Origin of the sequence: Caproicibacter fermentans (genome assembly GCF_014303955.1) — a bacterium.
Classification (GTDB): Bacteria; Bacillota; Clostridia; order Oscillospirales; family Acutalibacteraceae; genus Caproicibacter; species Caproicibacter fermentans.
The window spans coordinates 561,310-586,781 of sequence record NZ_CP060286.1 but is presented as its reverse complement, the minus strand read 5'-3'; the positions used below and the strand labels follow the sequence as shown (position 1 = coordinate 586,781).

31 protein-coding genes are annotated in these 25,472 nt (G+C 49.8%); 30 read left to right on the top strand and 1 reads right to left on the bottom strand.

Annotated elements, in window-relative coordinates:
* The first annotated feature begins 27 nt into the window (after positions 1 to 27).
* The 23 genes from HCR03_RS02885 (at position 28) to HCR03_RS02775 (ending at position 18,275) form a co-directional block, all read left to right on the top strand.
* Positions 28 to 2,013, top strand: coding sequence for a bifunctional 4-hydroxy-3-methylbut-2-enyl diphosphate reductase/30S ribosomal protein S1 (locus HCR03_RS02885; protein WP_066644179.1), 1,986 nt, complete (start codon positions 28 to 30; stop codon positions 2,011 to 2,013).
* Positions 2,014 to 2,132: 119 nt separating this feature from the next.
* Positions 2,133 to 2,762: a sporulation protein YunB gene (yunB, locus tag HCR03_RS02880; protein ID WP_066644180.1), complete on the top strand. Its 630-nt coding sequence runs from the start codon at positions 2,133 to 2,135 to the stop codon at positions 2,760 to 2,762.
* Positions 2,763 to 2,784: 22 nt separating this feature from the next.
* Positions 2,785 to 4,773, top strand: coding sequence for an NAD-dependent DNA ligase LigA (gene ligA / locus HCR03_RS02875; protein ID WP_228725075.1), 1,989 nt, complete (start codon positions 2,785 to 2,787; stop codon positions 4,771 to 4,773).
* 44 nt (positions 4,774 to 4,817) lie between these two features.
* Positions 4,818 to 5,702 (top strand): aldose 1-epimerase family protein, encoded by an 885-nt coding sequence (locus HCR03_RS02870; protein WP_066644182.1) that lies wholly within the window; start codon positions 4,818 to 4,820, stop codon positions 5,700 to 5,702.
* 133 nt (positions 5,703 to 5,835) lie between these two features.
* Positions 5,836 to 6,855, top strand: a complete 1,020-nt coding sequence (locus HCR03_RS02865; RefSeq protein WP_187036605.1) for a stage III sporulation protein AA — start codon at positions 5,836 to 5,838, stop codon at positions 6,853 to 6,855.
* Entirely contained in the window at positions 6,785 to 7,282 is a 498-nt protein-coding gene (locus HCR03_RS02860; protein WP_187036603.1) for a stage III sporulation protein AB, read from the top strand. The genes HCR03_RS02865 and HCR03_RS02860 overlap by 71 nt, the downstream gene beginning before the upstream one ends.
* Positions 7,283 to 7,298: 16 nt before the next feature.
* Positions 7,299 to 7,493 carry a stage III sporulation protein AC gene (spoIIIAC, locus tag HCR03_RS02855; protein ID WP_066644185.1) on the top strand — a complete coding sequence of 65 codons (195 nt, stop codon included), beginning with the start codon at positions 7,299 to 7,301 and terminating at the stop codon, positions 7,491 to 7,493.
* Position 7,494: 1 nt separating this feature from the next.
* A complete protein-coding gene (locus HCR03_RS02850) occupies positions 7,495 to 7,884 on the top strand; it encodes a SpoIIIAC/SpoIIIAD family protein (RefSeq protein ID WP_066644186.1) in 390 nt (129 codons plus the stop codon).
* 3 nt (positions 7,885 to 7,887) lie between these two features.
* Positions 7,888 to 9,048 carry a stage III sporulation protein AE gene (locus HCR03_RS02845; RefSeq protein WP_156991432.1) on the top strand — a complete coding sequence of 387 codons (1,161 nt, stop codon included), beginning with the start codon at positions 7,888 to 7,890 and terminating at the stop codon, positions 9,046 to 9,048.
* A complete protein-coding gene (locus tag HCR03_RS02840) occupies positions 9,045 to 9,524 on the top strand; it encodes a stage III sporulation protein AF (protein ID WP_066644188.1) in 480 nt (159 codons plus the stop codon). Before HCR03_RS02845 ends, HCR03_RS02840 begins: the two co-directional genes overlap by 4 nt.
* Positions 9,514 to 10,104, top strand: a complete 591-nt coding sequence (locus HCR03_RS02835; protein WP_187036601.1) for a stage III sporulation protein AG — start codon at positions 9,514 to 9,516, stop codon at positions 10,102 to 10,104. Before HCR03_RS02840 ends, HCR03_RS02835 begins: the two co-directional genes overlap by 11 nt.
* A 22-nt stretch (positions 10,105 to 10,126) precedes the next feature.
* The gene (locus HCR03_RS02830; protein WP_066644190.1) at positions 10,127 to 10,705 is read left to right on the top strand and encodes a SpoIIIAH-like family protein; all 579 of its coding nucleotides are present in this window, start codon (positions 10,127 to 10,129) and stop codon (positions 10,703 to 10,705) included.
* A gap of 115 nt (positions 10,706 to 10,820) precedes the next feature.
* The gene (gene nusB / locus HCR03_RS02825; RefSeq protein ID WP_066644191.1) at positions 10,821 to 11,228 is read left to right on the top strand and encodes a transcription antitermination factor NusB; all 408 of its coding nucleotides are present in this window, start codon (positions 10,821 to 10,823) and stop codon (positions 11,226 to 11,228) included.
* On the top strand, positions 11,221 to 12,153 hold the full coding sequence (locus tag HCR03_RS02820; RefSeq protein WP_156991430.1) for a tRNA (adenosine(37)-N6)-threonylcarbamoyltransferase complex transferase subunit TsaD: 933 nt from the start codon (positions 11,221 to 11,223) through the stop codon (positions 12,151 to 12,153). The genes nusB and HCR03_RS02820 overlap by 8 nt, the downstream gene beginning before the upstream one ends.
* On the top strand, positions 12,150 to 13,391 hold the full coding sequence (gene xseA, locus HCR03_RS02815) for an exodeoxyribonuclease VII large subunit (protein WP_276529912.1): 1,242 nt from the start codon (positions 12,150 to 12,152) through the stop codon (positions 13,389 to 13,391). Before HCR03_RS02820 ends, xseA begins: the two co-directional genes overlap by 4 nt.
* Positions 13,388 to 13,609: an exodeoxyribonuclease VII small subunit gene (gene xseB, locus HCR03_RS02810; RefSeq protein ID WP_066644193.1), complete on the top strand. Its 222-nt coding sequence runs from the start codon at positions 13,388 to 13,390 to the stop codon at positions 13,607 to 13,609. The genes xseA and xseB overlap by 4 nt, the downstream gene beginning before the upstream one ends.
* On the top strand, positions 13,596 to 14,483 hold the full coding sequence (locus HCR03_RS02805) for a polyprenyl synthetase family protein (protein WP_187036599.1): 888 nt from the start codon (positions 13,596 to 13,598) through the stop codon (positions 14,481 to 14,483). The genes xseB and HCR03_RS02805 overlap by 14 nt, the downstream gene beginning before the upstream one ends.
* Positions 14,484 to 14,604: 121 nt before the next feature.
* The gene (gene rplU / locus HCR03_RS02800; RefSeq protein ID WP_187036597.1) at positions 14,605 to 14,913 is read left to right on the top strand and encodes a 50S ribosomal protein L21; all 309 of its coding nucleotides are present in this window, start codon (positions 14,605 to 14,607) and stop codon (positions 14,911 to 14,913) included.
* A gap of 5 nt (positions 14,914 to 14,918) precedes the next feature.
* A complete protein-coding gene (locus HCR03_RS02795; protein ID WP_187036595.1) occupies positions 14,919 to 15,239 on the top strand; it encodes a ribosomal-processing cysteine protease Prp in 321 nt (106 codons plus the stop codon).
* A gap of 3 nt (positions 15,240 to 15,242) precedes the next feature.
* The gene (rpmA, locus tag HCR03_RS02790) at positions 15,243 to 15,527 is read left to right on the top strand and encodes a 50S ribosomal protein L27 (RefSeq protein ID WP_066644197.1); all 285 of its coding nucleotides are present in this window, start codon (positions 15,243 to 15,245) and stop codon (positions 15,525 to 15,527) included.
* A 136-nt stretch (positions 15,528 to 15,663) separates the two neighbouring features.
* Positions 15,664 to 16,935 carry a GTPase ObgE gene (obgE, locus tag HCR03_RS02785; protein WP_187036593.1) on the top strand — a complete coding sequence of 424 codons (1,272 nt, stop codon included), beginning with the start codon at positions 15,664 to 15,666 and terminating at the stop codon, positions 16,933 to 16,935.
* A gap of 11 nt (positions 16,936 to 16,946) precedes the next feature.
* Positions 16,947 to 17,342: a Mini-ribonuclease 3 gene (locus tag HCR03_RS02780; protein ID WP_066644199.1), complete on the top strand. Its 396-nt coding sequence runs from the start codon at positions 16,947 to 16,949 to the stop codon at positions 17,340 to 17,342.
* A gap of 6 nt (positions 17,343 to 17,348) precedes the next feature.
* Positions 17,349 to 18,275 carry a YitT family protein gene (locus HCR03_RS02775; protein ID WP_083209999.1) on the top strand — a complete coding sequence of 309 codons (927 nt, stop codon included), beginning with the start codon at positions 17,349 to 17,351 and terminating at the stop codon, positions 18,273 to 18,275.
* Positions 18,276 to 18,417: 142 nt separating this feature from the next.
* Here HCR03_RS02775 and HCR03_RS02770 read toward each other — a convergent pair whose 3' ends face one another.
* On the bottom strand, positions 18,418 to 18,570 hold the full coding sequence (locus HCR03_RS02770) for a hypothetical protein (RefSeq protein WP_156991428.1): 153 nt from the start codon (positions 18,568 to 18,570) through the stop codon (positions 18,418 to 18,420).
* 43 nt (positions 18,571 to 18,613) lie between these two features.
* Between HCR03_RS02770 and HCR03_RS02765 the strand changes: the two genes are divergently transcribed.
* The 7 genes from HCR03_RS02765 to HCR03_RS02735 all read left to right on the top strand — a co-directional run bounded on the left by HCR03_RS02765 (position 18,614) and on the right by HCR03_RS02735 (position 25,341).
* Positions 18,614 to 19,525 (top strand): RluA family pseudouridine synthase, encoded by a 912-nt coding sequence (locus tag HCR03_RS02765; RefSeq protein ID WP_187036591.1) that lies wholly within the window; start codon positions 18,614 to 18,616, stop codon positions 19,523 to 19,525.
* Between the two features lie 100 nt (positions 19,526 to 19,625).
* Entirely contained in the window at positions 19,626 to 20,486 is an 861-nt protein-coding gene (locus HCR03_RS02760) for a transporter substrate-binding domain-containing protein (RefSeq protein ID WP_187036588.1), read from the top strand.
* A 173-nt stretch (positions 20,487 to 20,659) separates the two neighbouring features.
* Positions 20,660 to 21,358, top strand: a complete 699-nt coding sequence (locus tag HCR03_RS02755; RefSeq protein WP_407926852.1) for an amino acid ABC transporter permease — start codon at positions 20,660 to 20,662, stop codon at positions 21,356 to 21,358.
* Positions 21,345 to 22,079, top strand: coding sequence for an amino acid ABC transporter ATP-binding protein (locus HCR03_RS02750; protein WP_187036584.1), 735 nt, complete (start codon positions 21,345 to 21,347; stop codon positions 22,077 to 22,079). Before HCR03_RS02755 ends, HCR03_RS02750 begins: the two co-directional genes overlap by 14 nt.
* Positions 22,080 to 22,169: 90 nt before the next feature.
* A complete protein-coding gene (locus tag HCR03_RS02745; RefSeq protein ID WP_187036582.1) occupies positions 22,170 to 23,045 on the top strand; it encodes a zinc dependent phospholipase C family protein in 876 nt (291 codons plus the stop codon).
* 11 nt (positions 23,046 to 23,056) lie between these two features.
* Positions 23,057 to 23,515: an S-ribosylhomocysteine lyase gene (locus tag HCR03_RS02740; protein ID WP_066644204.1), complete on the top strand. Its 459-nt coding sequence runs from the start codon at positions 23,057 to 23,059 to the stop codon at positions 23,513 to 23,515.
* Between the two features lie 332 nt (positions 23,516 to 23,847).
* Positions 23,848 to 25,341, top strand: coding sequence for a peptidoglycan DD-metalloendopeptidase family protein (locus HCR03_RS02735; RefSeq protein ID WP_228725074.1), 1,494 nt, complete (start codon positions 23,848 to 23,850; stop codon positions 25,339 to 25,341).
* The last annotated feature ends 131 nt before the right edge of the window (positions 25,342 to 25,472 follow it).

Sequence of the window (25,472 nt, the reverse complement as noted above, 5' to 3'; positions counted from 1 at the left end):
AATAAGTCGGTTTTCCGGGGTGACATCATGAAAATTAAAGTGGCAGAATCCGCCGGGTTTTGTTTCGGCGTGGACCGTGCGGTACAAACGGTGTGCAGACTGCTCGATGAGGGGAAGCAGGTTTGCACTCTGGGCCCGATTATCCATAATCCACAGACACTGAGCCGATTTGAGCAGCGCGGAGTAAAAATCGTGAATTCGCCTGCGGAAGTCCCGGAAGGCGCAACTCTGGTAGTTCGTTCCCATGGAGTTTCCGAGGACACTCTGGATGAAATTGCAGAACGTGGAATAGAGTGCTGCAACGCCACTTGCCTCTTCGTGCAAAAAATTCAAAATATTGTGGCTCATGCGTCGAAGGATGGGAAAACTGTTCTTGTTGCCGGAGATGCGGAACACCCGGAGATCAAAGGGATCATAGGCCATTGCAGCGGCCGCTGCCTGGTTTTTAAAAATGCCGACGAGCTGAGAGGAATCATTGACCGGGAAACAGTCAGGCCCGAAGAGCCCGTTTGTGTAGTATCGCAGACAACTTTCAGTGTAAATGAATGGGAAAATTGTTTGGAAATCATCAAAAGGGTATATACAAATGCCGCAGTTTTTGATACAATATGTAATGCAACTGCGATACGCCAGTCTGAAGCGGCTGAACTGTCGCGGCAGTGCGACGCAATGATTATCATCGGCGGAAAGCAGAGTTCCAATACCGCCAAACTTTTTGAATTGTGCAAAAAGAACTGCGCCGCCTATCTTGTCGAATCTGCGGACGAGCTTCCGCTGTCGGCCCTGAGTCGGGCTGGATGCATTGGCATTACTGCGGGCGCGTCGACGCCGGCAAGCATTATAAAGGAGGTACTTGATACCATGTCAGAAATCAACCAGGGTGCCGGTCCCAAAGAAAATACTACCGAGGGAAGCTTTGAGGAAATGCTTGAAGAGTCTCTCAAAAGTTTAAATACAGATGAGAAGGTTCACGGTGTCGTTGTCGGAGTAACGCCAAGCGAAGTTCTGGTAGACGTAGGCAGAAAACAGGCTGGATATATTCCCGCTTCCGAACTTTCGGCTGATCCGAATGTAAAACCTGAAGATTTGGTGAAAATCGGAGACGAGCTGGATCTTCTCATTATGCGTACAAACGACCAGGAAGGAACGATCATGCTTTCCAAAAAGCGCCTGGACGCCACAAAGGGTTGGGAGAAAATCGATGCGGCGGAAGAGGACCAGTCCGTTTTGGACGGCGTCGTCACTGAGATTATCAAGGGCGGTTTAATTGCCGTTACAAACGGAGTGCGCGTTTTCATTCCCGCGTCTCAGGCAACGGCGTCCCGCACGGATCCGATTGAGGCTCTTCTGAAAAAAGAAGTTAAATTCCGCATTATCGAAGTAAACCGCAGCCGTAAGCGCGCCGTTGGGTCCATTCGTTCTGTTCTGAAAGATGAACGCAAGGCTCAGGCCGATAAATTCTGGGAAACCGCTGAAGTGGGAAAAGTATATACCGGTGTTGTCAAATCCCTGACTTCTTATGGCGCCTTTGTCGATCTGGGCGGCATCGACGGAATGATTCACATTTCCGAACTTTCCTGGTCAAGAATTAAACATCCTTCCGAAGTAGTAAATGTTGGCGACAAGGTAACGGTTTATATTAAGGGTTTGGACCAGGAGAAGGGTAAAATCTCTCTCGGCTATAAAAGGCCGGAGGATAATCCGTGGGAAATCCTGAAAAAAGAATATCCGGTCGGAAGTGTGGCTGAGGTAAAAGTAGTCGGTATGACGACATTCGGCGCATTTGCTCAGGTGATTCCCGGAATCGACGGGTTGATTCATATCTCTCAGATCGCCGATCACCGGATCGAAAAGCCGCAGGATGTTCTGAAGATCAATGATATGGTAAAGGTTAAGATTACGGATATTGATTTTGACAAGCATCGCGTCAGTCTTTCCATCCGCGCTTTATTGGAGCCGGAAGAGGAGCCTGAAAAGCCCGCGGAACCCGCCGGAGATGAAACGGCTGAATAATAAATGATTCAACAATAAAAACGGGCACAAAGATTCGCAAGTTTCTTTGTGCCCGTTTTATTCACATAATAATTCCTCCTTGTATATTATGCAGTAATATACTTTGGGAGGTGCGTCCCATGAGGCGGAGAAGACGGAGCCCGATGCCCGCCAGAGGAAGACTCATTCTTTTTCTGTTTGTATTTTTTGCGTTCATACTGATTTTCAACAGCCAGATCAGGCCGGTCATAGAGTCTATTACGGCTAACGAAGCGAAAATCAAGTCCGTGAACACGATAAACAATGCGGTAATGGAAGAGCTGAATCGGGACAACATATCTTATGACGACTTAATTACGGTTCAGCGCGGCAGCGACGGTCAGGTTTTGGCCATTACGACCAATATGATGAAAATGAATGAGCTCAAGGCAAAAATTATTGAAAATATTCAGGATAAGCTAAACAATGATACATATTCTACCGTATGGGTCCCTCTGGGTACTTTAATCGGCGGAGACTTTTTTCACGGAAAAGGTCCCAAAATCGCGCTGAAGGCGTCTCTTTCCGGTAACGTAACAGCCGAATTCAACAGCGAACTGACTTCGGCGGGAATCAATCAGACAAAGCATCAGATTTATCTTGACATCAATACGAGCATCTATTCCTTCTTGCCCGGATTTGATGCGACAACAGATGTCAAAACAAATATTCTGGTTGCGGAAACGGTCGTCGTCGGCTCTGTGCCGCAGGTGGTTGCAAATTGGGACTGAAATTCGCAGGAGGCGGAAAGCTTTGGAATTAGAAGAAGCGAGACAATTATGGCATCGGCTTTCGGAGCAGATCAGTTACCATAACCAAAAATATTATGTCGAGGATTCACCTGAAATCGACGATTTCGAATATGATGAACTTTACAGACGATTGGAACAGATCGAGGGACAGTTTCCGGAACTTGTCACACCGGAATCTCCAACCCAGAAGGTAGGGGGAGAAGCTCTGAATAAATTCTCCCCCGTGATTCATGCGGTTCCGATGGAAAGCCTTCACGATTCCTTTTCCGGTCAAGAGATGAAAGATTTTGACCGCCGGGTACGCGCGGCGGTGGGAAATCCAACCTATATTGTGGAACCGAAATTCGATGGACTTTCTGTTTCCGCTGAGTACCGGGACGGCGTCTTTGTCAGGGGTTCCACCCGGGGAGACGGCGCGGTGGGCGAAGATATTACCGAAAATCTCCGGATGATTCGAAGTCTTCCTAAAAAGCTAACGCAGCCGATTCCGTTTTTGGAAGTGCGGGGCGAGGTCTACATGTCTCATCGCAGTTTCTTTAAACTTGCGGCGCTTCAGGAGCTTGAAGGAGAAAAACCGTTTAAAAATCCGCGTAATGCTGCGGCCGGTTCACTAAGACAGAAAAATGCCAGGATTACTGCTGCCCGCGAACTCGATATTTTTGTATTCAATGTGCAGCAGGTCGCGGGGACCGAATTGCACAGCCATAAAGAATCGCTGGACTTCTTAAAAAAATTAGGATTCGCGGTTCCTCCCTTTTACCGCACCTGCAATACCATCGAGGAAGTCCTTGAAGAGGTAGGACGGATTGGAGAATTACGCGGAACTCTTGATTATTCCATTGACGGCGCGGTTGTAAAGGTTGATTCCTTTTCACAAAGACAAATGCTTGGCAGCACTGCTAAATTTCCCAGATGGGCGGAAGCGTTTAAATATCCTCCGGAAGAAAAACAGACAAAACTTTTAAGAATAGAGGTAAATGTCGGCCGAACCGGCGCCCTGACGCCGATCGGGATCTTTGAGCCCGTTGAACTTGCGGGTACAACAGTCAGCCGTGCGACCCTCCATAATCAGGACTTCATTGAAGAAAAAGGAATTCGGGTCGGCGACATGGTTGTGATGAGAAAGGCGGGGGAGATCATTCCGGAAGTGGTCGGCGTGGTCTGCCATACGGAAGATTCTCAGCCCTTTACGATGCCGGAGGTTTGCCCGTCCTGCGGTGCGCCGGTGGTTCGGGAAGAGGGGGAGGCCGCCGTTCGCTGTACGAATCCGGAATGCCCCGCCCAACTGCTCAGGCATCTGATTCACTTTTGCAGCCGTGACGCAATGGATATTGACGGGATGGGACCGGCTGTCATCGAGCAGCTTGTTGAAAAGCATCTTCTGTCGTCCCCGGCCGATCTGTATTTTTTAAAGAAGGAACAAATCCTTGAATTGGACCGCAAGGGCGAAAAATCTGCCGATAATCTGATTGCCGCAATTGACCGTTCTAAAGCGAACGATCTTTACCGCTTGATTTTTGCTCTGGGAATTCCTCACGTCGGACAAAAAGCGGCAAAACTTCTGTCCGCCCGCTTCCGGACCATCGACGGAATTTTTCAGGCGGAAGAGGACGCTCTTGCCTCGGTGGAAGGCATAGGCGGCATTATCGCTCAGAGCGTGCTTCAATTTTTCGCTTTGTCCAATACGGCGCATCTGATTGGCCGCTTAAAAGACGCCGGAGTTAATATGTCTTGTTTGACCGCTGTTTCGGACAGCCGCTTTCAGGGGAAGACTTTTGTGTTGACCGGAACGCTGCCGAACCTGTCCAGAGCACAGGCAACGGAGCTGATCGAAAAGCACGGGGGAAAGGTCAGCGGCAGTGTATCTAAGAAAACGGATTATGTTGTGGCCGGCGAAGACTCTGGCAGCAAACTGACAAAAGCCAACCAGCTTGGTGTAGCCGTAATTTCGGAGCACGAGCTCGAAGAAATGCTTGGCGAAAACTCCTGACTTCGAAAATAACGGAACGTCTAATTTGAAACGGGGGATTTGTCATGAAAGATACAATTTCGAATCAAAATATAACTGCGGATTTTAATACATTCGGTGGGGAACTGATTTCACTTCGCTGTTCGGACTTGGAATATTTGTGGCAGGGAGACAAAACTTACTGGGGCGGGCAAGCGCCGGTTCTTTTTCCGATTGTGGGCTGTCTTCGAAATAAACAGGCTGTAACGGCCTCCCGTCGGATCTGCCGGATGGAGCGGCATGGCGTTGCGCGCAAAAGGGAGTTTGTGCTGAAGGACAAAAGCGAGGATTCTATTACGTTTGCTTTGCGCTCCGATTTGGAAACAAAAGAACGGTTTCCTTACGATTTTGAATTGGAGATTCAGTATTTTCTGCTTGGTAAAAGCCTGACGACCCGGTACACCGTTTGCAATCCGGGCAATTCCGATTTGCCGTTTCAGATCGGCGGACATCCGGGCTTTCGCTGTCCGCTGACCGCCGGGGAGCTTTTCGAGGATTATATCGTGGAATTCGAATATCCGGAGACTGCGGACTGCCCGTCCCCCGATTCACAAACCGGGCTTGTCGATTTATGCCGGCGCCGAGCGATCTTAAAAAATGAATCGGTTCTGAAGTTAAATCATCATTTGTTTGAAAACGACGCGCTGATTTTCGATTCCCTGCGCTCTGACGCGGTAAAGCTGTTTTGCCCGAAGACCGGCCGCGGGATTCAAATGGAATTTCACGATTTCAAATATTTTCTGATTTGGTCCAGTTCGAACGGCGGTCCTTTTGTAGCGCTGGAACCGTGGAGCGGGCTGCCTACCTGCGCGGATGAGGGAGACTCGTTTGAAAAGAAAAGAGGAATGACTCTTCTTCCGCCGGGACAAAGTAAGTCGTTTCACTACACAATAGAAATAATTGGCTCCTAAAATAAATCTCCGGTTCCCAGCAGGGGCCGGAGATTTTTTCGGCCTTTGCCGGCGTTTGGCCCGGAGGCCTATTTTTTTGTTCTAACCTTCCCTTTTTGCCCATATCTATTGGATGAAGGGAGAGGACAAGGTAATGATCGAAGAAAGGGACGAGCGGTTTGACACCGCTTCCAAATGTATCTGTGAAAGAATTAGTACGGCTCTTTTCAATTTGCCAGCCGATGTAAAGAAGCACACACAGGAAATTCGGCTGCGCGTGAACCGTCCGGTTTGCATCTGCTGCGCGGAGGGCACCTATTTTCTTGGCCCCGGCGGGCGCCTTGCGTGCCGTGTGATTCCGGGCTTGTTAGTCGCGGAGCGCAGGGATTTGGAAGAGAGCTTTCGAAATCTGTGCAGCTATTCCATCTACAGCCATGAAAACGAGATTAAAAACGGTTATATCACTCTGAGCGGGGGACATAGGGCGGGCATCTGCGGGACGGCGGTTTTACAGTCTGCGGTCATCGGTTCCGTGCGCGAAATCTCTTCCATCAACTTAAGAATTTCACGCGAAATCCGGGGCGCCGCCGATTTACTGCTGGATCAGCTTGGGAATCGCTTACAGGAAGGACTTTTGCTTGCGGGAGCTCCCTCCAGCGGAAAAACAACAATCCTCCGCGACCTTGCAAGGCAGTTGTCCGGCGGTTCCCGCGGAAACCTGAAGAAGGTTGCCGTCGTTGACGAACGCGGAGAAATAGCCGGGACCTATATGGGGGTTCCGCAGAATGATCTGGGGTGCTGCTGCGATGTGCTGGACGGTTATCCCAAAGCCGATGGAATTTTGCTTGCCGTGCGAACCTTATCGCCGGAAATTATCATCTGCGATGAAATCGGATCTGAAAGTGAAGTAACTGCGGTGGAACAGGGGCTAAATACCGGCGCCACAATGATTGCAAGCATTCATGCCGGGTCCGTTCAGGAACTGATGCGGCGTGTGCAGACGCAAAAGCTGCTGCGCACGGGGGCGTTTGCTTCTGTCGCTCTTTTGGATGCGAAGCACGGGCCAGGAAAAATTGCAGGAATTTATAAAGCGGGTGATTTGCTTGCTGAAGCTGTTGGGGGCGCTTCTGCTGATTATGGCGGGAACTCTCTGGGGCTTTATGGAATCGCGTAAGCTTTCCGTAAGGGTAGAAAGCCTGGAATCGTTTCTGCGGTTCCTTTCCGCAGCAAAAACGGAGGTCCGTTATTCCGCCGTTCCTGTCGTTCAGGTCTTAAAAAGGCATGGAACGGATTTTCGTTTTATGCGGGAGTGTGCGAAACAATCTGACGGCGGGAAGGGGTTTGCCGCGGCATGGAAATCCGCCGTGGTTTGCTTTGCAAAATACGACGGATTTACCGCGCGGGACCGGGAAATGCTGCTCTCTTTCGGAGAGGATTTCGGAGCCAGCGATACGGATGGCCAGATTTCGCACCTGGAACTGTTTTCCGGGTTGTTCGGTGCGAATCTGAAATCGGCTCGGGAAGACCGGAACAGGAAATCAAAATTATATCTGATGCTCGGCATATTCGCCGGCTTATCCTCGGCGCTGCTGCTGTGCTGAAAACGGAGGAAGAAAAATGGATGTGGATTTGATTTTTAAAATCGCTGCAATCGGAATCATTGTTGCGGTTTTAAATCAGCTGCTGGAGCGTTCCGGCCGTCAGGAGCAGGCCATGATGACCACTCTGGCGGGATTGATCGTTGTTTTAATGATGATCATCCAGCAGATCAGCACATTGTTTAAGACGATTAAATCCATATTCAGCTTGTAACATGAATATCGTTGGAATTGCGGGAGTAGCCGTTTGCGCGGCGGTAATTGCCGCCATGCTGCGCCGGTATCATCAGGAGTACGCCGTTTTACTGAGCATTGCGGCGGGAGTTGTGATTCTGCTCGAAATTTTTGCAAGCGTCGCTCCCGCCATGCATCAGATTCAAACATTGTTTTCCGCAACGGGATTGACTACGGACTATATCCTGATCTTGCTCAAAACGCTCGGAATCAGCTTTCTGGCGCAGTTTGCGGCAGACTCCTGCCGGGATGCGGGGGAAAACGCGCTGGCCTCTAAAATGGAACTTGCCGGAAAAATTTCTATCGTGATTCTGTCTCTGCCTCTGTTTGAAAAAATAGCGGAGACAGCGGTGAATCTGATCGGTGGGTGAAGAATGAAAAAAGCAGTCTGCCTGATCATTGCGGTTGCCGCCGCGATTGTATTTTCACATCCGGTGTTCGCGGCGGCGACGGAATCCGGGCTGCCTCAGCTGACGGAGGAGTTTTATGAGGACCAGCTGAAGCAGAGCGGAGCGGATGAGTTACCGGACAGCTTGTCTCCGGAAACAAAAAAATTATTGGGCGATCTTGGGGTGGAAGGAACGGACTGGAATACCATCACCTCTATTTCACCTCAGAATTACTTTCAGAAAATCTTAAGCGTATTTACAGGACAGGCTAAAAATCCATTAAAAATTCTATGCGGCGTACTTGCGGTGATTCTGCTCTGCGCGCTTTTGAACGGGATGAAGCTGTCCTTCGGCGAAAAGCCGATGGGCGGGGTAATCGGAATGGTCGGGACGCTCTGCATCTGCACGATCGTGGTTACTCCGATTGTATCCTGTATCCACGACGCCGCGGATGTGCTGAACGCCGCCTCCGGGTTTCTGCTGGCCTGCATTCCGGTCCTTACCGGAATCATGATCGCGGCGGGGCAGCCGGTTTCCGCCGGGTCGTACCATATCCTGATGCTTGCCGCCGGAAATGCGATTTCCATTCTGTCAACGACCTTTTTTATTCCGATGCTGAATATATTTTTGGCACTGTCGATTGTATCGGCGGTTTCTCCCGGCATTAATCTGAGCGGGCTGTGCGCTGCACTCAATAAGATGGTCAAATGGATCATGGGGCTGTGCATGACGCTGTTCACCAGCCTGATCACCATGCATTCCATTGTTGCGTCGTCGCTGGACAACACGGGCTCGAAAGCCGCTAAGTTTGTCGTCAGCAGTTTTGTCCCGGTGGTCGGCAATGCGCTTGGCGAGGCCCTGCAGACCGTAACAGGCTGTGTCAAATTACTGAAATCCGGTGTCAGCGCATTTGGGCTTCTTGCCGGGATCTTTATCTTTCTGCCGATTATCGCGGAATGTATGATCTGGATCCTCACGCTGAATCTGTGCGCGGGCATCGGACAGATTTTTGACCTGAATGAGATCTCCTCGCTGCTGAAAGCCTCATCGGACGTAGTGTCAACAATGTTGGCGGTCCTGCTTTGCAGCATGATGATCCTGATTATCTCAACAGTCATCATGCTTGTTGTCGGGGGCGTGAAATGAACGGGGTCAGGGAATGGGCGACGGTAATTTGCCTTGCCGCTCTGTCCGCCGCCATGCTTCAGAGCCTTGTCCCGAACGGTTCCATGGAACGAATGGCGAAGTTTGTCATCGGCGCTTTTATCATTTGTGCTCTTGCTGCTCCAATCTCCAAGGCTGTTCCGCAGATTCGGGCCGGTCTGGCAACGGAAAGTCATCCGGCAAAAGAAAATGAACGGCTGAAGTCCACGGTGGACCGGCAGTATGAGGACGCCGCGCAGCAGAGTATTACCGGATTGGTCCACTCGGAATTAAAGAGAATGGGGATAAACTGTAAAAATGTTCAGGTGATTATGGATACGGATGAAAACGGCAGCATATCAATTAATAAAGTAATTGTAACCGTTGACGGGGAAGCAGCATCCGGACGCGCCGGTGTTTCGTCCGCGCTGGAAAAGACGCTGGGAATCAAAACGGAGGTCGTTTCCAATGAAGGGTGACGAAAAAGAGGGAAAAGCCCGGGGAACCGGTCTGTTGGACCTTTTGGCAGAGAATGAAAATTACCGTAAAATTATTCTTGGCGCCGGTCTGGTTGGAATCGCGCTCATTTTTCTTTCCGGATTTCTGACAAACAGCGGGAAGACGCAGCAAACAGCGGTCTCGCCATTAAAAACTTATACGGCGGAGGAATACGAGACACATCTTGAAACTGAACTGACGGAGCTGATTACAAAAATTCAGGGGGTCGGCAGCGCGAACGTCATGGTGACCCTGGAACAGACAAAGCAGTCGGTTTACGCAAAAGAAGAAAAGGCCAGCGGCCAGACGACGAAGGACCAGTCGGACGGCACGACCAGAAATGAAACGGATCAAAGCAACGAGACCAATTACATTCTGGTGAAAGGCGCCGACGGTTCCGAACAGGCGCTTGCGGTAACCGAGATCCAGCCGGTTGTCAAGGGCGTCGTTGTGGTCTGCGACGGCGGCGGAAACCCGGTGGTACAGCAGAGCGTCATCGACGCCGTCACGACGGCTCTCGATATCTCTTCCGTACGGGTATGCGTCATAAAAGCAAAATAAAGAAAACAGGGGGAATTCGATTATGACAATGGGCAAACGGCAGCTCGTTCTTGCGTCTTTGGTTGTTGCGCTGGGGGCGGCCGTCTATCTGAACTGGGCGCTGTCGGGGAATACGCAGCTTTCCGCGACGAATGCCGTCACGTCCGGACGGGAGCTGGGTGAAACTCTGCTGGTCAACGCGTCCGGAAACGAAAGCGGCGCAAGTTCCGGCGAAAATTCTTCGGCGGTCGATACCAGCGCGAGCGTCGCGGGAGACGACTATTTCGCATCCGCGAGACTTACGCGGGAAAAAGCCCGGGACGAATCCGTTGAAATGCTGCAAAAGGTTGTAAGCGGCGCCGGAGAAACAGACGCGGCAAAGCAAACGGCTGTGTCGCAGGCGAACACGATTGCCCAGAACATCGTGAAGGAAGCTGAGATCGAAAATCTGATTAAGGCGAAAGGTTTTGACGACTGCGTCGTATTCCTGCAGAATGAAGAATGCAGCGTCGTCGTAAAGACCAAGACCAATACGCAGAACGACGCGATCGTGGTCCGGGATATTGTTGCCGATCAGGCCGGTATTTCCTATGATAAAATCAAGATTGTTGAATGCGAATAGTTGTGTTCGCAGGCAAATGTGGTATAATAATTCCCGTGGATGATCGGTAAACGGGTTGAACCCTCCACAGTGTGGAGGGTTTTTCTTCGAAACTATAAACTCACGGGGGAAATCAATGAAAAGACGCGAAGCGCGCGAGCAGGCTTTTGCTCTGATTTTTGCAAGGAGCATCAACCATGAAAACATAGACGACGTCGTAACCGCCGCAAACGAGGCCGGTGACTTTCCTATCGACGATTTTGCGGAAACGGTCGCGGCGAACGTGCAGACAAACGAATCGACGCTGGATGAAACAATCGAAAGTTTTACCCGCGGGTGGAAAGTCAGCCGCCTTTCAAAGGTGTCCCTCTCCATTCTGCGCCTAGCAGTATATGAGATGTTATATGAAAAAGATATTCCAATCAGTGTATCCATCAACGAGGCGGTCGAGCTCGCCAAGAAATATGGAACCGCCGAAGACGCACCGTTTGTAAACGGAGTCCTGGGTTCGCTGGCAAAGACACAGGAAGCGGAACATGCCTAGCGTATTGGGAATCGACACCAGTAACTATACGACCTCCGCGGCTCTCTGGAATGACGGAGTAGTCAGCCAGAATAAAATGCCGCTGCCGGTGAAGAAAGGAGAACTGGGCCTCCGCCAGAGCGACGCCGTTTTTCATCATGTGGTCCAACTGCCGCAGGTGCTCTCCGCGCTTTCTCTTGCTGATTCGGAAATCGAGGCGGTTGGAGCGTCCGACCGGCCGAGAAGCATGGAGAGTTCCTATATGCCCTGCTTCCTTGCCGGCCTTGGGTCTGCGAAAGCAATTTCCCAGGTCTGCCGGTTGCCGCTACATTTGTTTTCCCATCAGCAGGGGCATATTGCCGCGGCACTGTATTCTGCGGGTAAAGTCGATCTTCTTAAGACGCGGTTTCTTGCGTTTCACGTTTCCGGAGGAACGACGGAAGCCGTGCTGGCAACGCCGGAAAAAAAACAGGTTTTTCAGACTGAAATCGTAGCCAGATCGCTGGACCTGAAAGGCGGACAGGCAGTTGACCGGGTCGGCGCCATGCTTGGACTCCCTTTTCCTGCAGGAAAGGAACTGGAGGCGCTCGCCGGCAGAGTAAAACGCCCTTCAGCCGTTCGGGCAACTTTAAAGGGGGCGGACTGTTCGCTCTCCGGGATTGAAAACCGCTGCAGGGCCATGCTTGACAGGGGCACGCCGAAAGAAGAGATTGCCGCGTTCTGCCTCGCTTCCATTCTGGCGGCATTGGACGGAATGGCGGAAGTCCTTTTAAAGCAGTACGGGGAACTTCCTCTTGTATTTGCGGGCGGCGTCATGAGCGACGGCATTCTTCGAATCGCACTGGAAAAAAAGTACGGAGCATTTTTTGCTGAGCCCGAATATTCCTGTGACAATGCCGCCGGGATCGCCGTGCTTGCCGCGTGGAAAGAAGGTTATTTGCAGTGAACCGGATTACGCCGATGGTTTTGAGCGTTACGCAGCTGAATACGTACATTCGTTCCGTTTTTGAACAGGATCCGCATCTGACGCAGGTTTTTGTCTCGGGAGAAATTTCAAATTTCAAAAATTATTATCGCTCAGGCCATTTATATCTGTCGTTAAAGGATGAAAAGAGCGTCATAAAAGCGGTGATGTTTGCGCGTTATACGGAGCGCTTGCGGTTTGTGCCGGAGGACGGCATGAAAGTAATTGCCCGGGGCCGTGTAAGCGTTTATGAGGCGACCGGTCAATATCAGCTTTACATTGAAGATCTGCAGCCCGACGGAGTCGGCGCTTTGAGCATTGCGTTTGAACAGTTAAAAAGAAAACTGGAGGCCGAGGGTTTATTCGGAAAGAAAAAGCAGATCCCGAAATATCCGGAAAGAATCGGAGTCATCACTTCGCCCTCCGGCGCTGCGGTACATGATATTCTTACGGTGCTGGGCCGAAGATACCCGGCGGCTGAAATTGTTTTTTGTCCTGTGGCGGTTCAGGGGACGGAGGCCGCGCCCCAGATCGCCGATGCGGTTGAACGGTTCAATCGCTTGAACTGCGCCGATGTGTTGATCGTCGGGCGGGGCGGAGGTTCACTGGAAGATTTGTGGCCGTTTAATGAGGAATCGGTCGCCCGTGCGGTTGCGGCCTCCCATATTCCGGTGATTTCCGCGGTCGGGCACGAAACGGATTTCACGATTTGTGATTTTGCCGCCGACCTGCGGGCACCGACGCCTTCCGCGGCGGCGGAATTGGCGGTCCCCGACAGAATGGAGCTGGCAGCGGAGCTTCGCGGTATGAGACAGCGTCTTAATCAGGCGATTGAGTCCGTCCTCTCCGACGCGGGCCGGCGGATCGACCGGCTTTCCGACAGCGGTGTTTTTCGCAACCCGGCAGAGCGGCTGGAACAGAGAAAGCAGGTAATCACACAGTTTTCTTCCGCGTTGAACGGTCATATGTCCCGGAAAATACAGAGCTGCCATACTATTTTGTCATCTGAAAGCGGGCGATTGAACGCACTCAGTCCTCTTGCCGTGCTGTCGCGTGGATACGCGGTGGCCTGTGATGAGAACGGGAGCCCGATCGGCAGTGCTTCCAAAGTAAGGAAGGGCGAATTTCTTTCCATGAAAATGAACGACGGCAATATTGACTGTGTGGTGGAAAATGTCTGCATGAGAAAAAAGAAACGATCGGAGGCTGGAGTGCTGTGAAACAGAAGCTGAGTTTTGAAGAAGCCGCAGCAAGGTTGGAAGAAATCGTCGGGACGATGGAATCGGGGGAAACCTCTCTGGAAGAATCCCTGAAACTCTTTGAAGAAGGTTCCGCCCTGTCCTCGCTCTGTTACCGGAAGCTGACCGAGGCCGAGCAAAAGGTGCGGGAGATCACGGAGATGGATCAAAAGGAAGGAAAAACGGATGAGCAGGATTGAACCGCGGAATTACGCCGAAGCGATTCAGGCGGGACTTGAGAAGTATGTTCCGGAGGAAAAGCTGTTGCAGGGCGGGCTGTTTCAGGCAATGCGATACAGCCTTCTGTTGGGCGGCAAACGGATCCGGCCGATTCTGCTTCTGGAATTCTGCGGCGCTTGCGGGGGCGACCAGGAATCCGCGATTCCGTTTGCCTGTGCTCTCGAAATGATCCATACCTATTCGCTGATCCACGACGACCTTCCCTGTATGGACGACGACTCCATGCGCCGGGGGAAACCGTCAAATCATGTTGTGTTTGGAGAGGCCCGGGCTTTGCTGGCGGGGGACGCGCTTTTGACAATGGCCTTTGAAACCATGCTCTCGCAAGACAGCATTGCTTCAGTCGGCCCGCAGCGTGCTGCGCGGGCGGCCGGTATTCTGGCAAGGGCCTCCGGCGCCTACGGAATGGCGGGCGGGCAGATGATCGACCTGCAAAGCGAGGACCAGAAAATACCGGCCGATACTCTGATTTACATGGATGAGTGCAAAACGGGCGCACTCATCGTGGCGGCCGCAAAAATGGGCTGCGTTCTTGCTGATGCAGAGGAGGAAAAACTGCATGCGGCTGAAAAATACGCCAAGTCGATCGGTCTTGCGTTTCAGATTCAGGACGATATCCTCGACGTGGAAGGCGAGCAGGACTCGCTTGGCAAACCGATCGGGAGCGATCTGGAAAATGGGAAAAGCACTTATGTCTCCATCCTCGGCATGGAGAAGGCCCGCGCCCTTGTACAGAGTCTGACCGATGAGGCGACGGCAGCGCTTTCCTGCTTCGGCGCACGGGGAGATTATTTGCGCGAACTGGCCATTGCACTTTCCTCCAGGAAAAATTGATGCAGGTTTCATTGACAAATTTGACGCAGCATGCTATCATAGATAAGCCGCTTATTCCGGGCTTTAAGAGGGAAACCCGCCCGTAAATAGCGAGACTAAGAAAAGGCAGGAACTACATTTCATGTTTGCAGTGATTGAGACCGGCGGCAAGCAGTACAAAGTCCAGAAGGACGATGTCATTTTTGTGGAAAAGCTTGCGCTGGAAAAAGATTCCACGGTTCAGTTCCCGGTACTTGCCATTGTCGGCGAGGATGGCGCAAAGGTTGGAGCACCGTATCTTGACGGAGCCGCCGTAACGGGTAAAGTACTGAAAGAAGGCAAAGGGAAGAAGATAACGGTCTTTACCTATAAGGCAAAAAAGAATGAAAAGCGCAAAATGGGTCACAGGCAGCCGTACACTCAGGTTCAGATTGCGGAAATCAACGCCTGAAACCTATGATTTGTGCTGAGTTTTTTACGTTTCGCGACGGGAAGAACGCCGGTTTTTGTATCAGCGGCCATTCCGGAGCCGACGAAGCGGGTTACGATATTGTATGTGCGGCGGTATCTTCCGCGGCTTATCTTACGGCAAACACGATTACGGATGTCGTAGGAGTGAACGCTTCGCTGTGCGTAAAAGACGGTTACTTGGACTGTAAAATTGCTTCGGAGGATGCCGAAGCCTGCAAAGTCCCACTGAGGGGGCTGCGGCTTCATTTGACGGCGCTCCGTCAGCAGTATCCTCAAAATATTCAGATCATCGATACGGAGGTGTAAAGCATGCTGCAGATTAACATTCAGCTTTTTGCTCATAAAAAAGGAATGGGTTCCACCAAGAACGGCCGTGATTCCGAGTCTAAACGCCTCGGCGTGAAGCGCAGTGACGGGCAGTTTGTTCTGGCCGGTAATATTCTGGTAAAACAGCGCGGTACCCATATTCATCCGGGCAACAATGTCGGCATTGGTTCCGACGATTCTCTGTTTGCCCTGATTGACGGCAAGGTGAAATTCGAGCGTTACGACCGCGACCGTAAAAAGGTCAGCGTTTATGCCGAGGAGCAGTAATTCCGCCTTACGGTACAGAAAAAGATCCCGGGTGGTAAACCCGGGATTTTTTTGCTATTATGGAGCAAAATATGGTATACTGGTACTGGAAAGTTATGGTTGATCCGGCAGAAGCGGGAGTAAAGGAGCTTCACTTATGTTTATAGACCACGCAAAAATTAATATAAAAGCGGGAGACGGCGGCGACGGGGCCGTCGCGTTCCACAGAGAAAAATATGTCGCGTCGGGCGGTCCGGACGGCGGAGACGGCGGCCGGGGAGGAGACATTGTTTTTCAGGTGGACGATAATCAATCAACGCTGTCCGATTTTCGTTACCGCAGAAAGTTCGCGGCGGAAAACGGACAGAACGGGTCAGGAAAGCGCTGCAGCGGGCGGGGCGGCAAAGATCTGGTCATCCGCGTTCCGCGGGGTACGCTTGTGAAAGACGCCGAAACAGGGCGGCTGATTGCCGACCTTTCGGCGGATGAGCCTCAGGTTATTGCAAAGGGCGGCCGGGGCGGCTGGGGAAATTCCCACTTTGCGACGGCAACCAGGCAAACTCCCCGATTTTCAAAGCCCGGCGTACCGGGTGAAGCGTTCGAAGTTCAGCTGGAGCTGAAACTGCTTGCGGATGTTGGACTTATCGGATTTCCGAACGTTGGGAAATCAACTTTGGTTTCCGTTGTCAGCGAGGCGAAGCCTCAAATTGCAGATTACCATTTTACCACTCTTACGCCGGTTCTTGGCGTTGTTCGCATGGGGCCGGAGCGCTCGTTTGTCATCGCCGACATCCCGGGGCTGATTGAAGGGGCGAACGAGGGAGCCGGATTGGGACATCAGTTTCTGCGGCATGTGGAACGGTGCAGGCTGCTGATCCATATTGTCGACGTCTCCGGAAGCGAAGGACGCGACCCGAAAGAGGATTTTCGGGTCATCAATTCCGAACTGAAAAAGTTCAATCCGGAACTTGCGAAACGGCCGATGCTGGTTGCCGGCAATAAATGCGACCTGACGGATGATACCAAGATACAGGATTTTAAAGCGTTTGTCGAGAACCAGGGATTTGAATTTTTCCCGATGATGGCGGCAATCCGCTATCAGGTGGATCCGCTTATGAAGCGGATCGATGAGCTGCTGCAGAAGCTTCCGCCGGTGCTGCGTTATGATCCGGAGCCTGAGCCGCAGCGTCCGGTTGAAGAGATCGGCCGGCACGAAGTGAAGGTTGAAAACAACAACGGCGTTTATGTTGTGGAAGGCGAATGGCTGATTCCGATCCTGCGCTCTGTCAACTTTGACGACGTGGATTCTCTTCGTTATTTCGAAAGAGTGCTGCTTCATACCGGTGTGGATGATGCGCTGCGGAAAGAGGGAGTTCATGAGGGTGACACGGTCAGTATTTACGGGGTTGAATTTGATTATATGGAGTAGGAGTGCGCCGGTTGGAACGATTTTACAATGTTGCGTGTGACCCAAAACGTATGGGGGCTTTGTCCCTGGCATTTATCGGCGACGCGGTATTTGAAGTGTTTGTTCGTGAAAGACTGGTCTGTCAGGCAGAGCGCCCGGTTTCAAAATTACACCGGGCTGCCGTTGAACAGGTCTGCGCACATGCACAGGCCGCATTTGTACAAAAGCTTCTGCCTGTTCTGACCCAGGAAGAGCAGGATATTTTGCGGAGAGGCAGAAATGCCCACAGCAATCATGTCCCCAAAAATTCGGACCCCGCTGAATATCATGCCGCTACCGCCTTCGAGTCCCTTTTCGGATATCTATATCTGAGCGGGAGGCTGGACCGTCTGCGCGAACTGTTTGAAACTGTTTGCGGGGAGGATTAAAAGTTTATGCTGCTGCACCTGAAAAACGGAGCGAAAGAGCTGCTGCTGGATTTTCTTTACTACGCCGCTGCGAGTATTTTATGCGCTGTCAGCGTCAGAATGTTTACCGCCCCGAATCATATTGCGCCCGGCGGTGTGACCGGACTCAGCACGGTGATCAACTATCTGTCCGGTCTGCCGATCGGAATGATGAGTCTGCTTCTCAACATTCCGATTTTTATCTGGGCTGTTCTGCAAATCGGCTACAAGCTGGTTGGAAAGACCATGATTGCTACCGTTTTTGTTGCCAGCGCGATCGATATCCTTTCCGTTTTGATACCGCCCTATAGCGGCAATCCGATGCTTGCTGCAATTTTTGGGGGCCTGTTGGATGGCACAGGCCTATCCCTTGTCTTTATGCGCGGCGCTACGACCGGCGGAACTGATTTGATTGCGCGCCTGCTGAACCGCAGAGTACGGTTTGTTTCGATGGGAAAGCTGATGCTTTGCGTTGACTTTGTCATTGTTGTGATCTCAGCGATCGCCTATCGCAGCATTGAAAGTGCGCTGTATGCTTTGATTGCGATCTTTGTTTCATCCAGAATGATCGACACAATCTTATACGGCACGGATGTTGGGACCGGCAAAGTGATTTTTATCATTTCGGAAAAGAGCGAGCGGATCGCGCAGGAAATTCTGACCGACGTGGAGCGCGGCGTGACGTATCTGGATTCCAAAGGCGCTTATACCGGCAGAAAGGGTGAAGTCCTTCTTTGCGCCGCACGACGTTATGAGGTCGTAAAAATCAAGGATATTGTTCGGACTATTGACAGAAACGCTTTTTTGATCGTTGGAGACGCAGGCGAAATTACGGGCGAGGGTTTCCGGGAAGTAAGACCCGAAGACAAAACGCTTCGCGAACTGATTGAAAGATTAAAATCCGAAAAAAAATAACCGGGCGAATTCAGCAGAATCGTCCGGTACAAGTGTCTTTCAGCCTTTGCTGTTTTGATTGTTCCTGTTGCAAGCCTGGGTGTTTTCTTGGCTTTCCGTACTTTCGCAGGATTTGTTGTTTTTGTTCTGTTTCATATTACTGTCATATTTTGTATTTCGGGAGCATTGTTGATTGTCCTGCCTTGAAGATTGTTTTTCCAAGACTCTTCACCTCCTTTTCAGAGTCTATTATGATTCTTTTTCCTGCAAATATACCATTCTTTTCAAGTAGTGAATTTGAGCGGATCTTTGCCAAAGGAGAATCCTGCTTTGGAGATTGGAATGGAAGAATTGTGTGAATGGTGGAGATTAAAATACGAATCATTGAATTTACGGTACCATCCGGATATCAGGGTGTAAAACTGAAAAGCTTTCTTCAAGGCTATTGTGCGATATCGACTCGACTGCTGGCAAAATTGAAAAGAACGCCCATGGGGATTGCCGTAAACGGAAGACACGCGATTGTAACCGAATGCTTAGGAGAAGGAGACCACATCAGCCTTTGCCTGCCTCAGGATCATAAAATACCCCAAACTGCGGATATTCCGATCTTGGTTGTCTATGAGGACCTGGACTTGATTGTGGTTGACAAACCGGCTGGGATGCCGATGTATCCGTCGCCGGGGCATGACCGCGACAGCCTTTCAAACGCGGTTGCGCATTATTTTTCAGGCCGAGGGGAACAGCACTCGTTTCGGCCGGTCTACCGGCTTGACCGGGATACGACAGGCCTTGTTTTATTGGCAAAGCATTCCTATGCGGCTTCTGTGCTTGCCGGAAATGTAAAAAAGACATATCTGGCCATTTGCGAAGGCGTTTTGACCGGAAGCGGGGAAATTGAGAAACCGATAGGGATTAAAGAAGGCCACAAGCTGCAGCGGGCTGTGCGTTCGGACGGAGAATATGCACTGACCCGATGGCGCAGCCTTTTTTCCGGGCACGGCCACAGCCTGCTGGCTCTAAAATTAAAAACGGGAAGGACCCATCAAATTCGAGTTCATTTATCCAGCGCCGGCCATCCGCTTGCGGGGGATGATTTCTATGGCGGGAATCTTTCAAAAGTAAGCAGACAGGCCCTCGACTGTACTGAAATCAGGTTCCATCATCCGGTTAACCGGCGAACAATGAGATTTGTTCATAGTTTACCAGATGACATGGAAAAGCTTCTGAAATTTATGCGAAATTCCGCATATACCGATTCTGCTGAATAATTTTTCAATATATTTCGTAAAATGACTTGAATTATGAATAATTATGCGGTATAATCCTTTCAGACAATGATTTTCGAATTTAATAAAGGGGTTGTTCGTTATGAAAAAAGCCAAGAGGTTTGCGGCGCTTGTCCTTGCGATTGCTATGTCTGCTTCTTTAGCAGCTTGCTCGCAAAGCAGCAGTTCTTCCAGCGAGGCTGCATCAGGCGCTTCTGCGGGAACGTCTTCTTCCGCGAAGACGGCGTCTTCGGCATCTTCTTCCGGAGCTGTAAAGACGATTACGGACGGTACGCTGACCATGTCCACCAATGCGGTATTTGAACCGTTCGAGTATAGAGACAACGGCAAAATTGTTGGGATTGATGTGGATATTGCGAATAAAGTAGCGGAAAAACTGGGATTAGCATTAAAAATCAACGATGTGGATTTCGATTCCTTAACAATGGAATTGCAGACGAACAAATGTGATTTTGTAGCGGCTGGTTGGTCGATTAAACCGGATCGTTTAAAAAATGTTGATTTTTCCGATGTGTACTATAACGCGTCACAGGCTATTATTGTTTCCAAGGGCAGCTCCGTTAAAGCACCTGCCGACTTAAATGGAAAGACGGTAGGGGTGCAGCAGGGCACAACCGGAGATACCTATTGCACCAATGAGGATGGAAAAAGCGCCGTTAAAGTTGGTTCAGTGAAACGTTACAATAAGGGATCGGACGCTATTCTGGATCTGATCAACGGTAGAATTGATGCGGTTGTCATCGATGATTTTCCCGCCACAAAATACGTAGAGAAAAATTCTGATAAAATTGTAAAGCTGAATGACGCTCTTACAAATGAACAGTATGCAATCGGTGTGAAAAAGGGAAATAAGGCACTGCTGGATGAGATCAACAGTGTTTTGAAAGACATGAAGTCCAGCGGTGAACTTGACAAAATTGTCGAAAAGTATAAGAAGGACTAAATACTGGCATAATTCCAGACAGAGGCTAGAATAAATCTGATGCAGGGAGCGAAGCCCGCGCCCTGCATATTGCTGTTTCCAGCGGGAGGATGTGCATGAATCTGCAATTGATTTTACTGTCATTGCCTTTAACCTCAGAAAGTGGCGGCGGGTTTACGCAGTTTTTTATAAATTTGTACTTACAATTATCCGATCAGTTCCAACAGTGTTTTGTTGAACAGAATCGATACCTTTATATTGTAGAAGGATTAAAAAACACTCTGCTAATTACGGTTTTTGCCGTGTTATTGGGTGTGGTTCTTGGAACACTTGTTGCCTTAGTAAAGGTAGGACACGGCAACAATCCGAAAAAGCTTAGATTTGCCAATACTGTTTGCAGCTTATACCTTACGCTGATCCGTGGAACACCCGTGGTAGTTCAGCTGATGATTATGTATTATGTTATTTTAAGCCAAACAAAAGTTAACGATATTACTGCTGCAATTCTGGCGTTTGGGATTAATTCGGGAGCTTATGTGGCGGAGGTCATCCGCAGCGGAATTCAATCGGTTGATAAAGGACAGATTGAAGCGGGACGTTCTCTGGGATTAAGCCAGCGTACCACCATGGTTAAAATTGTTTTTCCGCAGGCTCTGAAAAATGTCCTTCCCGCAATCGGCAATGAATTTATCGCCCTGCTGAAAGAAACCTCCGTGGCCGGCTATATCGGGATTCAGGATTTGACAAAGGGCGGAGATGTTATCCGCAGTATTACATATCTTGCTTTTACTCCTTTGCTGACGACGGCTGCTGTTTATCTGGTTGTCGTCATCGGTTTGACTGCGGTATTAACCAAACTGGAAAGGAGGCTGCACAGAAGTGATAACCGTTAAAAATCTTTCCAAAAGCTTCCATACGCTTGACGGTGACATTGAGGTTCTCAAAGGGATTAATCAGGAGATAGAAAAAGGGGAAAAGGTTGTTGTAGTCGGACCGTCCGGTTCCGGAAAAAGCACGTTTCTGCGCTGCCTGAATCTTCTTGAACAGCCGACGAAAGGCGAAATTTGGTTTGAGGGCCAGCAGATTAATACCCCCAAGTGTGACATTGACCGCCACCGCCGCAAAATGGGAATGGTTTTTCAGCACTTTAATCTGTTTCCTCACCTGACGGTAAGACAGAACATTATCCTCGCTCCCGTCACCTTGAAGCTGAAAGCCCCTAAGGACGCCGAAACGCAGGCGGAACGGCTCTTAGAACGTGTTGGGTTGGCAGACAAGGCTGACGCATACCCGGGGCAGCTGTCCGGCGGTCAGAAGCAGCGTATCGCAATCGTTCGGGCGCTTGCGATGGAGCCGGATGTCATGCTGTTTGATGAACCTACCAGCGCGCTTGACCCGGAAATGGTTGGAGAGGTCCTTCAGGTGATGAAGGAACTGGCCGATGAAGGCATGACCATGGTCGTCGTAACCCACGAAATGGGATTTGCGAGAGAAGTGGCGACCCGGGTTTTGTTTATGTCGGATGGTCAGATTCTGGAGGAAGCCAGGCCCGACGAGTTTTTTACGCGGCCGAAAAATCCGCGGTTGAAAGACTTTTTATCAAAGGTCCTTTAAAATTCTTTGGTCCTGTGCTAAAATGAGGAATGCGGCAGACTGCTGCATTCCTTTCTATTTGCAAAGGAATAAATTTTTCTAGTTGGGACGATGATTGAATTGCCCGCCGCCATTACACATTACTACCATGCGCTACGGGTTCAGAAAAACAATACCCCGAAATCCATGGACGCTTTTCTTTGGGGTGCACAGGGGCCTGATTTTCTTTATTACCACAGGCTTTTTCAGCCGTTTCGGGAAAATCTGCGCACCATGGGCAGCCGGCTGCACCATGACGCGCCGTCCCGGCTGTTATCCGTAATGCGCGATTATCAGCAAACAAGAGGAGATGAAAGGTCGGAGTCTTATCTTTCCGGATTTTTGTGTCATTACAGTCTGGACAGGACCGCCCATCCGTTTGTTTACTGGAATGTCAGAATTTTGCGCAAGAAGTATCCCGGCAGGGGGGACGGATTTCTTCACAATCACGTGGAATCAGTATTGGACGGCATTATCCTGCGCTCCATAACCGGAACTCTTGCGAACGACTTCGATTTAAGAATCACAGTGCCTGAAAATAAGGAAGCACAGGAATCGGTCATGCGGCTGTACTCTTATGTTCTTGAACGGCTCTATGGGGTTCATAACCAGGAAAACGAGCTGCTTCATGCGATGGCGGACTGCAGAAAGATCTGCGGATTTCTCAACGATAAATGGATGATTAAAAAACCGGTTGCGGAAGCGCTGGAAAAGCTGACGAAAAAATATCTTGTTTCCAGCGTGATTCGCGGAATCAGCGAACAGGATGAATTTGATTACGCGAATATCCTGCATTCCGAATGGAAAAGTCCGGAAAAAGATTCGACCGTAAGAAAAGAAAGCTTTTTTGATCTGTTTGATTTGTCCGTTCAGGAAAGTCGGTATTTTTTGCATGAGTTTGAAACAGCCGACCTGACCGAGCTGACACATGATATTCCATTTTGTTAAGGAGGCTTATGATGGAACGCATTGCGAGCTTTTGCGTTGACCACAACAAACTTTTACCCGGTATTTACACCTCACGCGTTGACGGAGATATTGTCACCTACGATATTAGGATGAGAAGACCGAATATTCCGCCGTTTCTTCCAAATCCGGTTCTTCATACCATAGAGCATTTGTTTGCCACGTTTGCAAGGAACTCGGAGCTGAAAGATCGTGTGATCTATTTTGGGCCGATGGGATGCAGAACCGGCTTTTATCTTTTGCTTCGGAATACGAAACCGTCCGAAGCGATTCGCCTGATTGTCGATACTTTTCAAAAAATTTCGGAATATGAAGGGCCTATTCCGGGTGCTGCGGCTTCGGAATGCGGCAATTACCTGGAGCATGACCTGTCCGGTACGGTACAGGAAGTGAAAGCCTTTCTGCCGGTTATTGAAAACTGGACGGTTGAAAAATTGAATTACAATTTCTAAGAACAGGAATTCCTTTTAAAGGGTTGCAAACTTGTAACTTTTGTTATATGATAAAGAGCGAGAGTTACAAAGTTGTAATTATTTAAACCTTGAAAGGATTTGTTTGCATGCGGGTTCAAAAGCTGGCCAAGCTGCCGGACCCTGGCTGGGGGGCGGCCCGGCTGAAGTTACAGGATACAGGTACCTGCTTTTGCCGCTTCTTATATATTGTTGGAATACAATCGATCCGGATTCTAAAGCATCAGCGGCGTAAGTTATCAATATTCTTTCGACCGTTTACGAATGTCTGTAAGCGCTTGTACTTTCTTCTGCTAGGCAGAAGATTTCTTTGGTTGAAAACGGAGCTACATTCGATTCGAGAAGGCTTTTCGATCGCGAAAAAGCGATTATCGGATGCCCGGCGTGAGGGCGCGCTGGCTGTTTTAAAAGAATGTTTTCACATTACCGGTATCAGCTTCCGGCTTCACAAAAAATTTGTTTTTTCCATCCTCAACATTGCCGTACCGACCGTGTCTGTTTTAGCTCTGTTTTTCACCGTTCAATACTGGAATCATTTAAGTTATGGACTGGTCCTTGAGAACAACGGGAAACAAATCGCCGTGATACAGAACGAAAACACTTATGAACAAGCCACGGAAATGGTGAACCAGCGAATGGTCCATGATACTGTGGACAGTGAATCGCAACTGAGCTTTAAACCGAATTTTAAGCTTTCCGTAGGGAACAGTGCTTTCGCAACCGCTTCTTTTGTTTGTAACAAGTTGATCGAGCAGTCCAACGGCATTATTGAAGAAGCCAGCGGATTATATGTTGACGGCGAACTGATCGGCGCTGTGAAAAGCAGTGCGGACTTAAGATATTTGATTCAGAATCTGCTGGATGCCGCAAAGGGCAATGATCAAAACGCAACGGCTCAGTTTACACAGAATGTTGAAATTGAAAACGGACTGTACCCAACGATTTCAATCATTTCAACGGATGATATGAAAAAAATCCTGAACAGTACCTCGAAAGCGGGGGTGACTTACACCGTCAAGGATGGGGATACCGTTACATCCATTGCCAAAGCAAATAACATGACGATTTCCGATCTCAACAAAATCAACGACAATCAACTTGGCGATTCCATCCATCCGGGCGATCTGATTAATCTTGAAATTGCCGAACCAAAGCTGAAGGTTGAGCTCGTTAAGACCGAAACTTATCGGGTCTCGATTCCATTTAAAACGATTACCCAAAATGATGATACCAAATATACGGACTACACGAAAGTCCTGACACAGGGCGCAGATGGATTACAGCAGCGTGTCGATAAGGTATACACCGTAAACGGAGTAGAAACAAAGCGGGAATCCATTAGCAGTACCGTACTGTCTCAGCCTGTTGATAAAGTTGTTTTGACGGGTACCAAAAAGAGACCGAAAACGGGAAGCGGTGTCAGCAGCGGAAGTCTGATGTGGCCTGTGCCGTCTTTGCATACGATTACAACTTATTTTACCTGGCGCTGGGGGAGCTTTCATACCGGGATTGACATATCCGGCTCAAGCGCATATGGAAAGACGATTGTCGCCGCGGACGGCGGCGTTGTAACGGCGGCAGGATGGGACGGAGGTTACGGAAACCGGGTTGTCATCCGCCACAACGGCACCATAAGCACTTTGTACGGACATTGCAGCAAAATCCTTGTTACGGTGGGACAAAAGGTCTCAAAAGGCCAGGCAATCGCAAAAGTGGGCAGCACAGGGAATTCCACCGGGCCACATTGTCACTTTGAGGTTATAAAAAATGGAACAAAGGTAAATCCTATGTTATATGTCCACAATTAGATAGGGATTCGCCGTTTCTTCAAACGGCGAATCATTTTTGTGTTGATATTGACTTTTAAAGTTTCCTGTATTATTATCAATAAGGTGTAATATGGCTGAATTCCCTTTTAATTGGATGTAGGCTTATACCA

Coding starts and splice junctions, on each gene's coding strand:
- HCR03_RS02885 (WP_066644179.1), top strand. CDS start 28: ATGAAAATTAAAGTGGCAGAATCCGCCGGGTTTTGTTTCGGCGTGGAC.
- yunB (WP_066644180.1), top strand. CDS start 2,133: ATGAGGCGGAGAAGACGGAGCCCGATGCCCGCCAGAGGAAGACTCATT.
- HCR03_RS02870 (WP_066644182.1), top strand. CDS start 4,818: ATGAAAGATACAATTTCGAATCAAAATATAACTGCGGATTTTAATACA.
- HCR03_RS02865 (WP_187036605.1), top strand. CDS start 5,836: ATGATCGAAGAAAGGGACGAGCGGTTTGACACCGCTTCCAAATGTATC.
- spoIIIAC (WP_066644185.1), top strand. CDS start 7,299: ATGGATGTGGATTTGATTTTTAAAATCGCTGCAATCGGAATCATTGTT.
- HCR03_RS02850 (WP_066644186.1), top strand. CDS start 7,495: ATGAATATCGTTGGAATTGCGGGAGTAGCCGTTTGCGCGGCGGTAATT.
- HCR03_RS02845 (WP_156991432.1), top strand. CDS start 7,888: ATGAAAAAAGCAGTCTGCCTGATCATTGCGGTTGCCGCCGCGATTGTA.
- HCR03_RS02840 (WP_066644188.1), top strand. CDS start 9,045: ATGAACGGGGTCAGGGAATGGGCGACGGTAATTTGCCTTGCCGCTCTG.
- HCR03_RS02835 (WP_187036601.1), top strand. CDS start 9,514: ATGAAGGGTGACGAAAAAGAGGGAAAAGCCCGGGGAACCGGTCTGTTG.
- HCR03_RS02830 (WP_066644190.1), top strand. CDS start 10,127: ATGACAATGGGCAAACGGCAGCTCGTTCTTGCGTCTTTGGTTGTTGCG.
- nusB (WP_066644191.1), top strand. CDS start 10,821: ATGAAAAGACGCGAAGCGCGCGAGCAGGCTTTTGCTCTGATTTTTGCA.
- HCR03_RS02820 (WP_156991430.1), top strand. CDS start 11,221: ATGCCTAGCGTATTGGGAATCGACACCAGTAACTATACGACCTCCGCG.
- HCR03_RS02805 (WP_187036599.1), top strand. CDS start 13,596: ATGAGCAGGATTGAACCGCGGAATTACGCCGAAGCGATTCAGGCGGGA.
- rplU (WP_187036597.1), top strand. CDS start 14,605: ATGTTTGCAGTGATTGAGACCGGCGGCAAGCAGTACAAAGTCCAGAAG.
- HCR03_RS02795 (WP_187036595.1), top strand. CDS start 14,919: ATGATTTGTGCTGAGTTTTTTACGTTTCGCGACGGGAAGAACGCCGGT.
- rpmA (WP_066644197.1), top strand. CDS start 15,243: ATGCTGCAGATTAACATTCAGCTTTTTGCTCATAAAAAAGGAATGGGT.
- obgE (WP_187036593.1), top strand. CDS start 15,664: ATGTTTATAGACCACGCAAAAATTAATATAAAAGCGGGAGACGGCGGC.
- HCR03_RS02775 (WP_083209999.1), top strand. CDS start 17,349: ATGCTGCTGCACCTGAAAAACGGAGCGAAAGAGCTGCTGCTGGATTTT.
- HCR03_RS02765 (WP_187036591.1), top strand. CDS start 18,614: ATGGTGGAGATTAAAATACGAATCATTGAATTTACGGTACCATCCGGA.
- HCR03_RS02760 (WP_187036588.1), top strand. CDS start 19,626: ATGAAAAAAGCCAAGAGGTTTGCGGCGCTTGTCCTTGCGATTGCTATG.
- HCR03_RS02745 (WP_187036582.1), top strand. CDS start 22,170: ATGATTGAATTGCCCGCCGCCATTACACATTACTACCATGCGCTACGG.
- HCR03_RS02740 (WP_066644204.1), top strand. CDS start 23,057: ATGGAACGCATTGCGAGCTTTTGCGTTGACCACAACAAACTTTTACCC.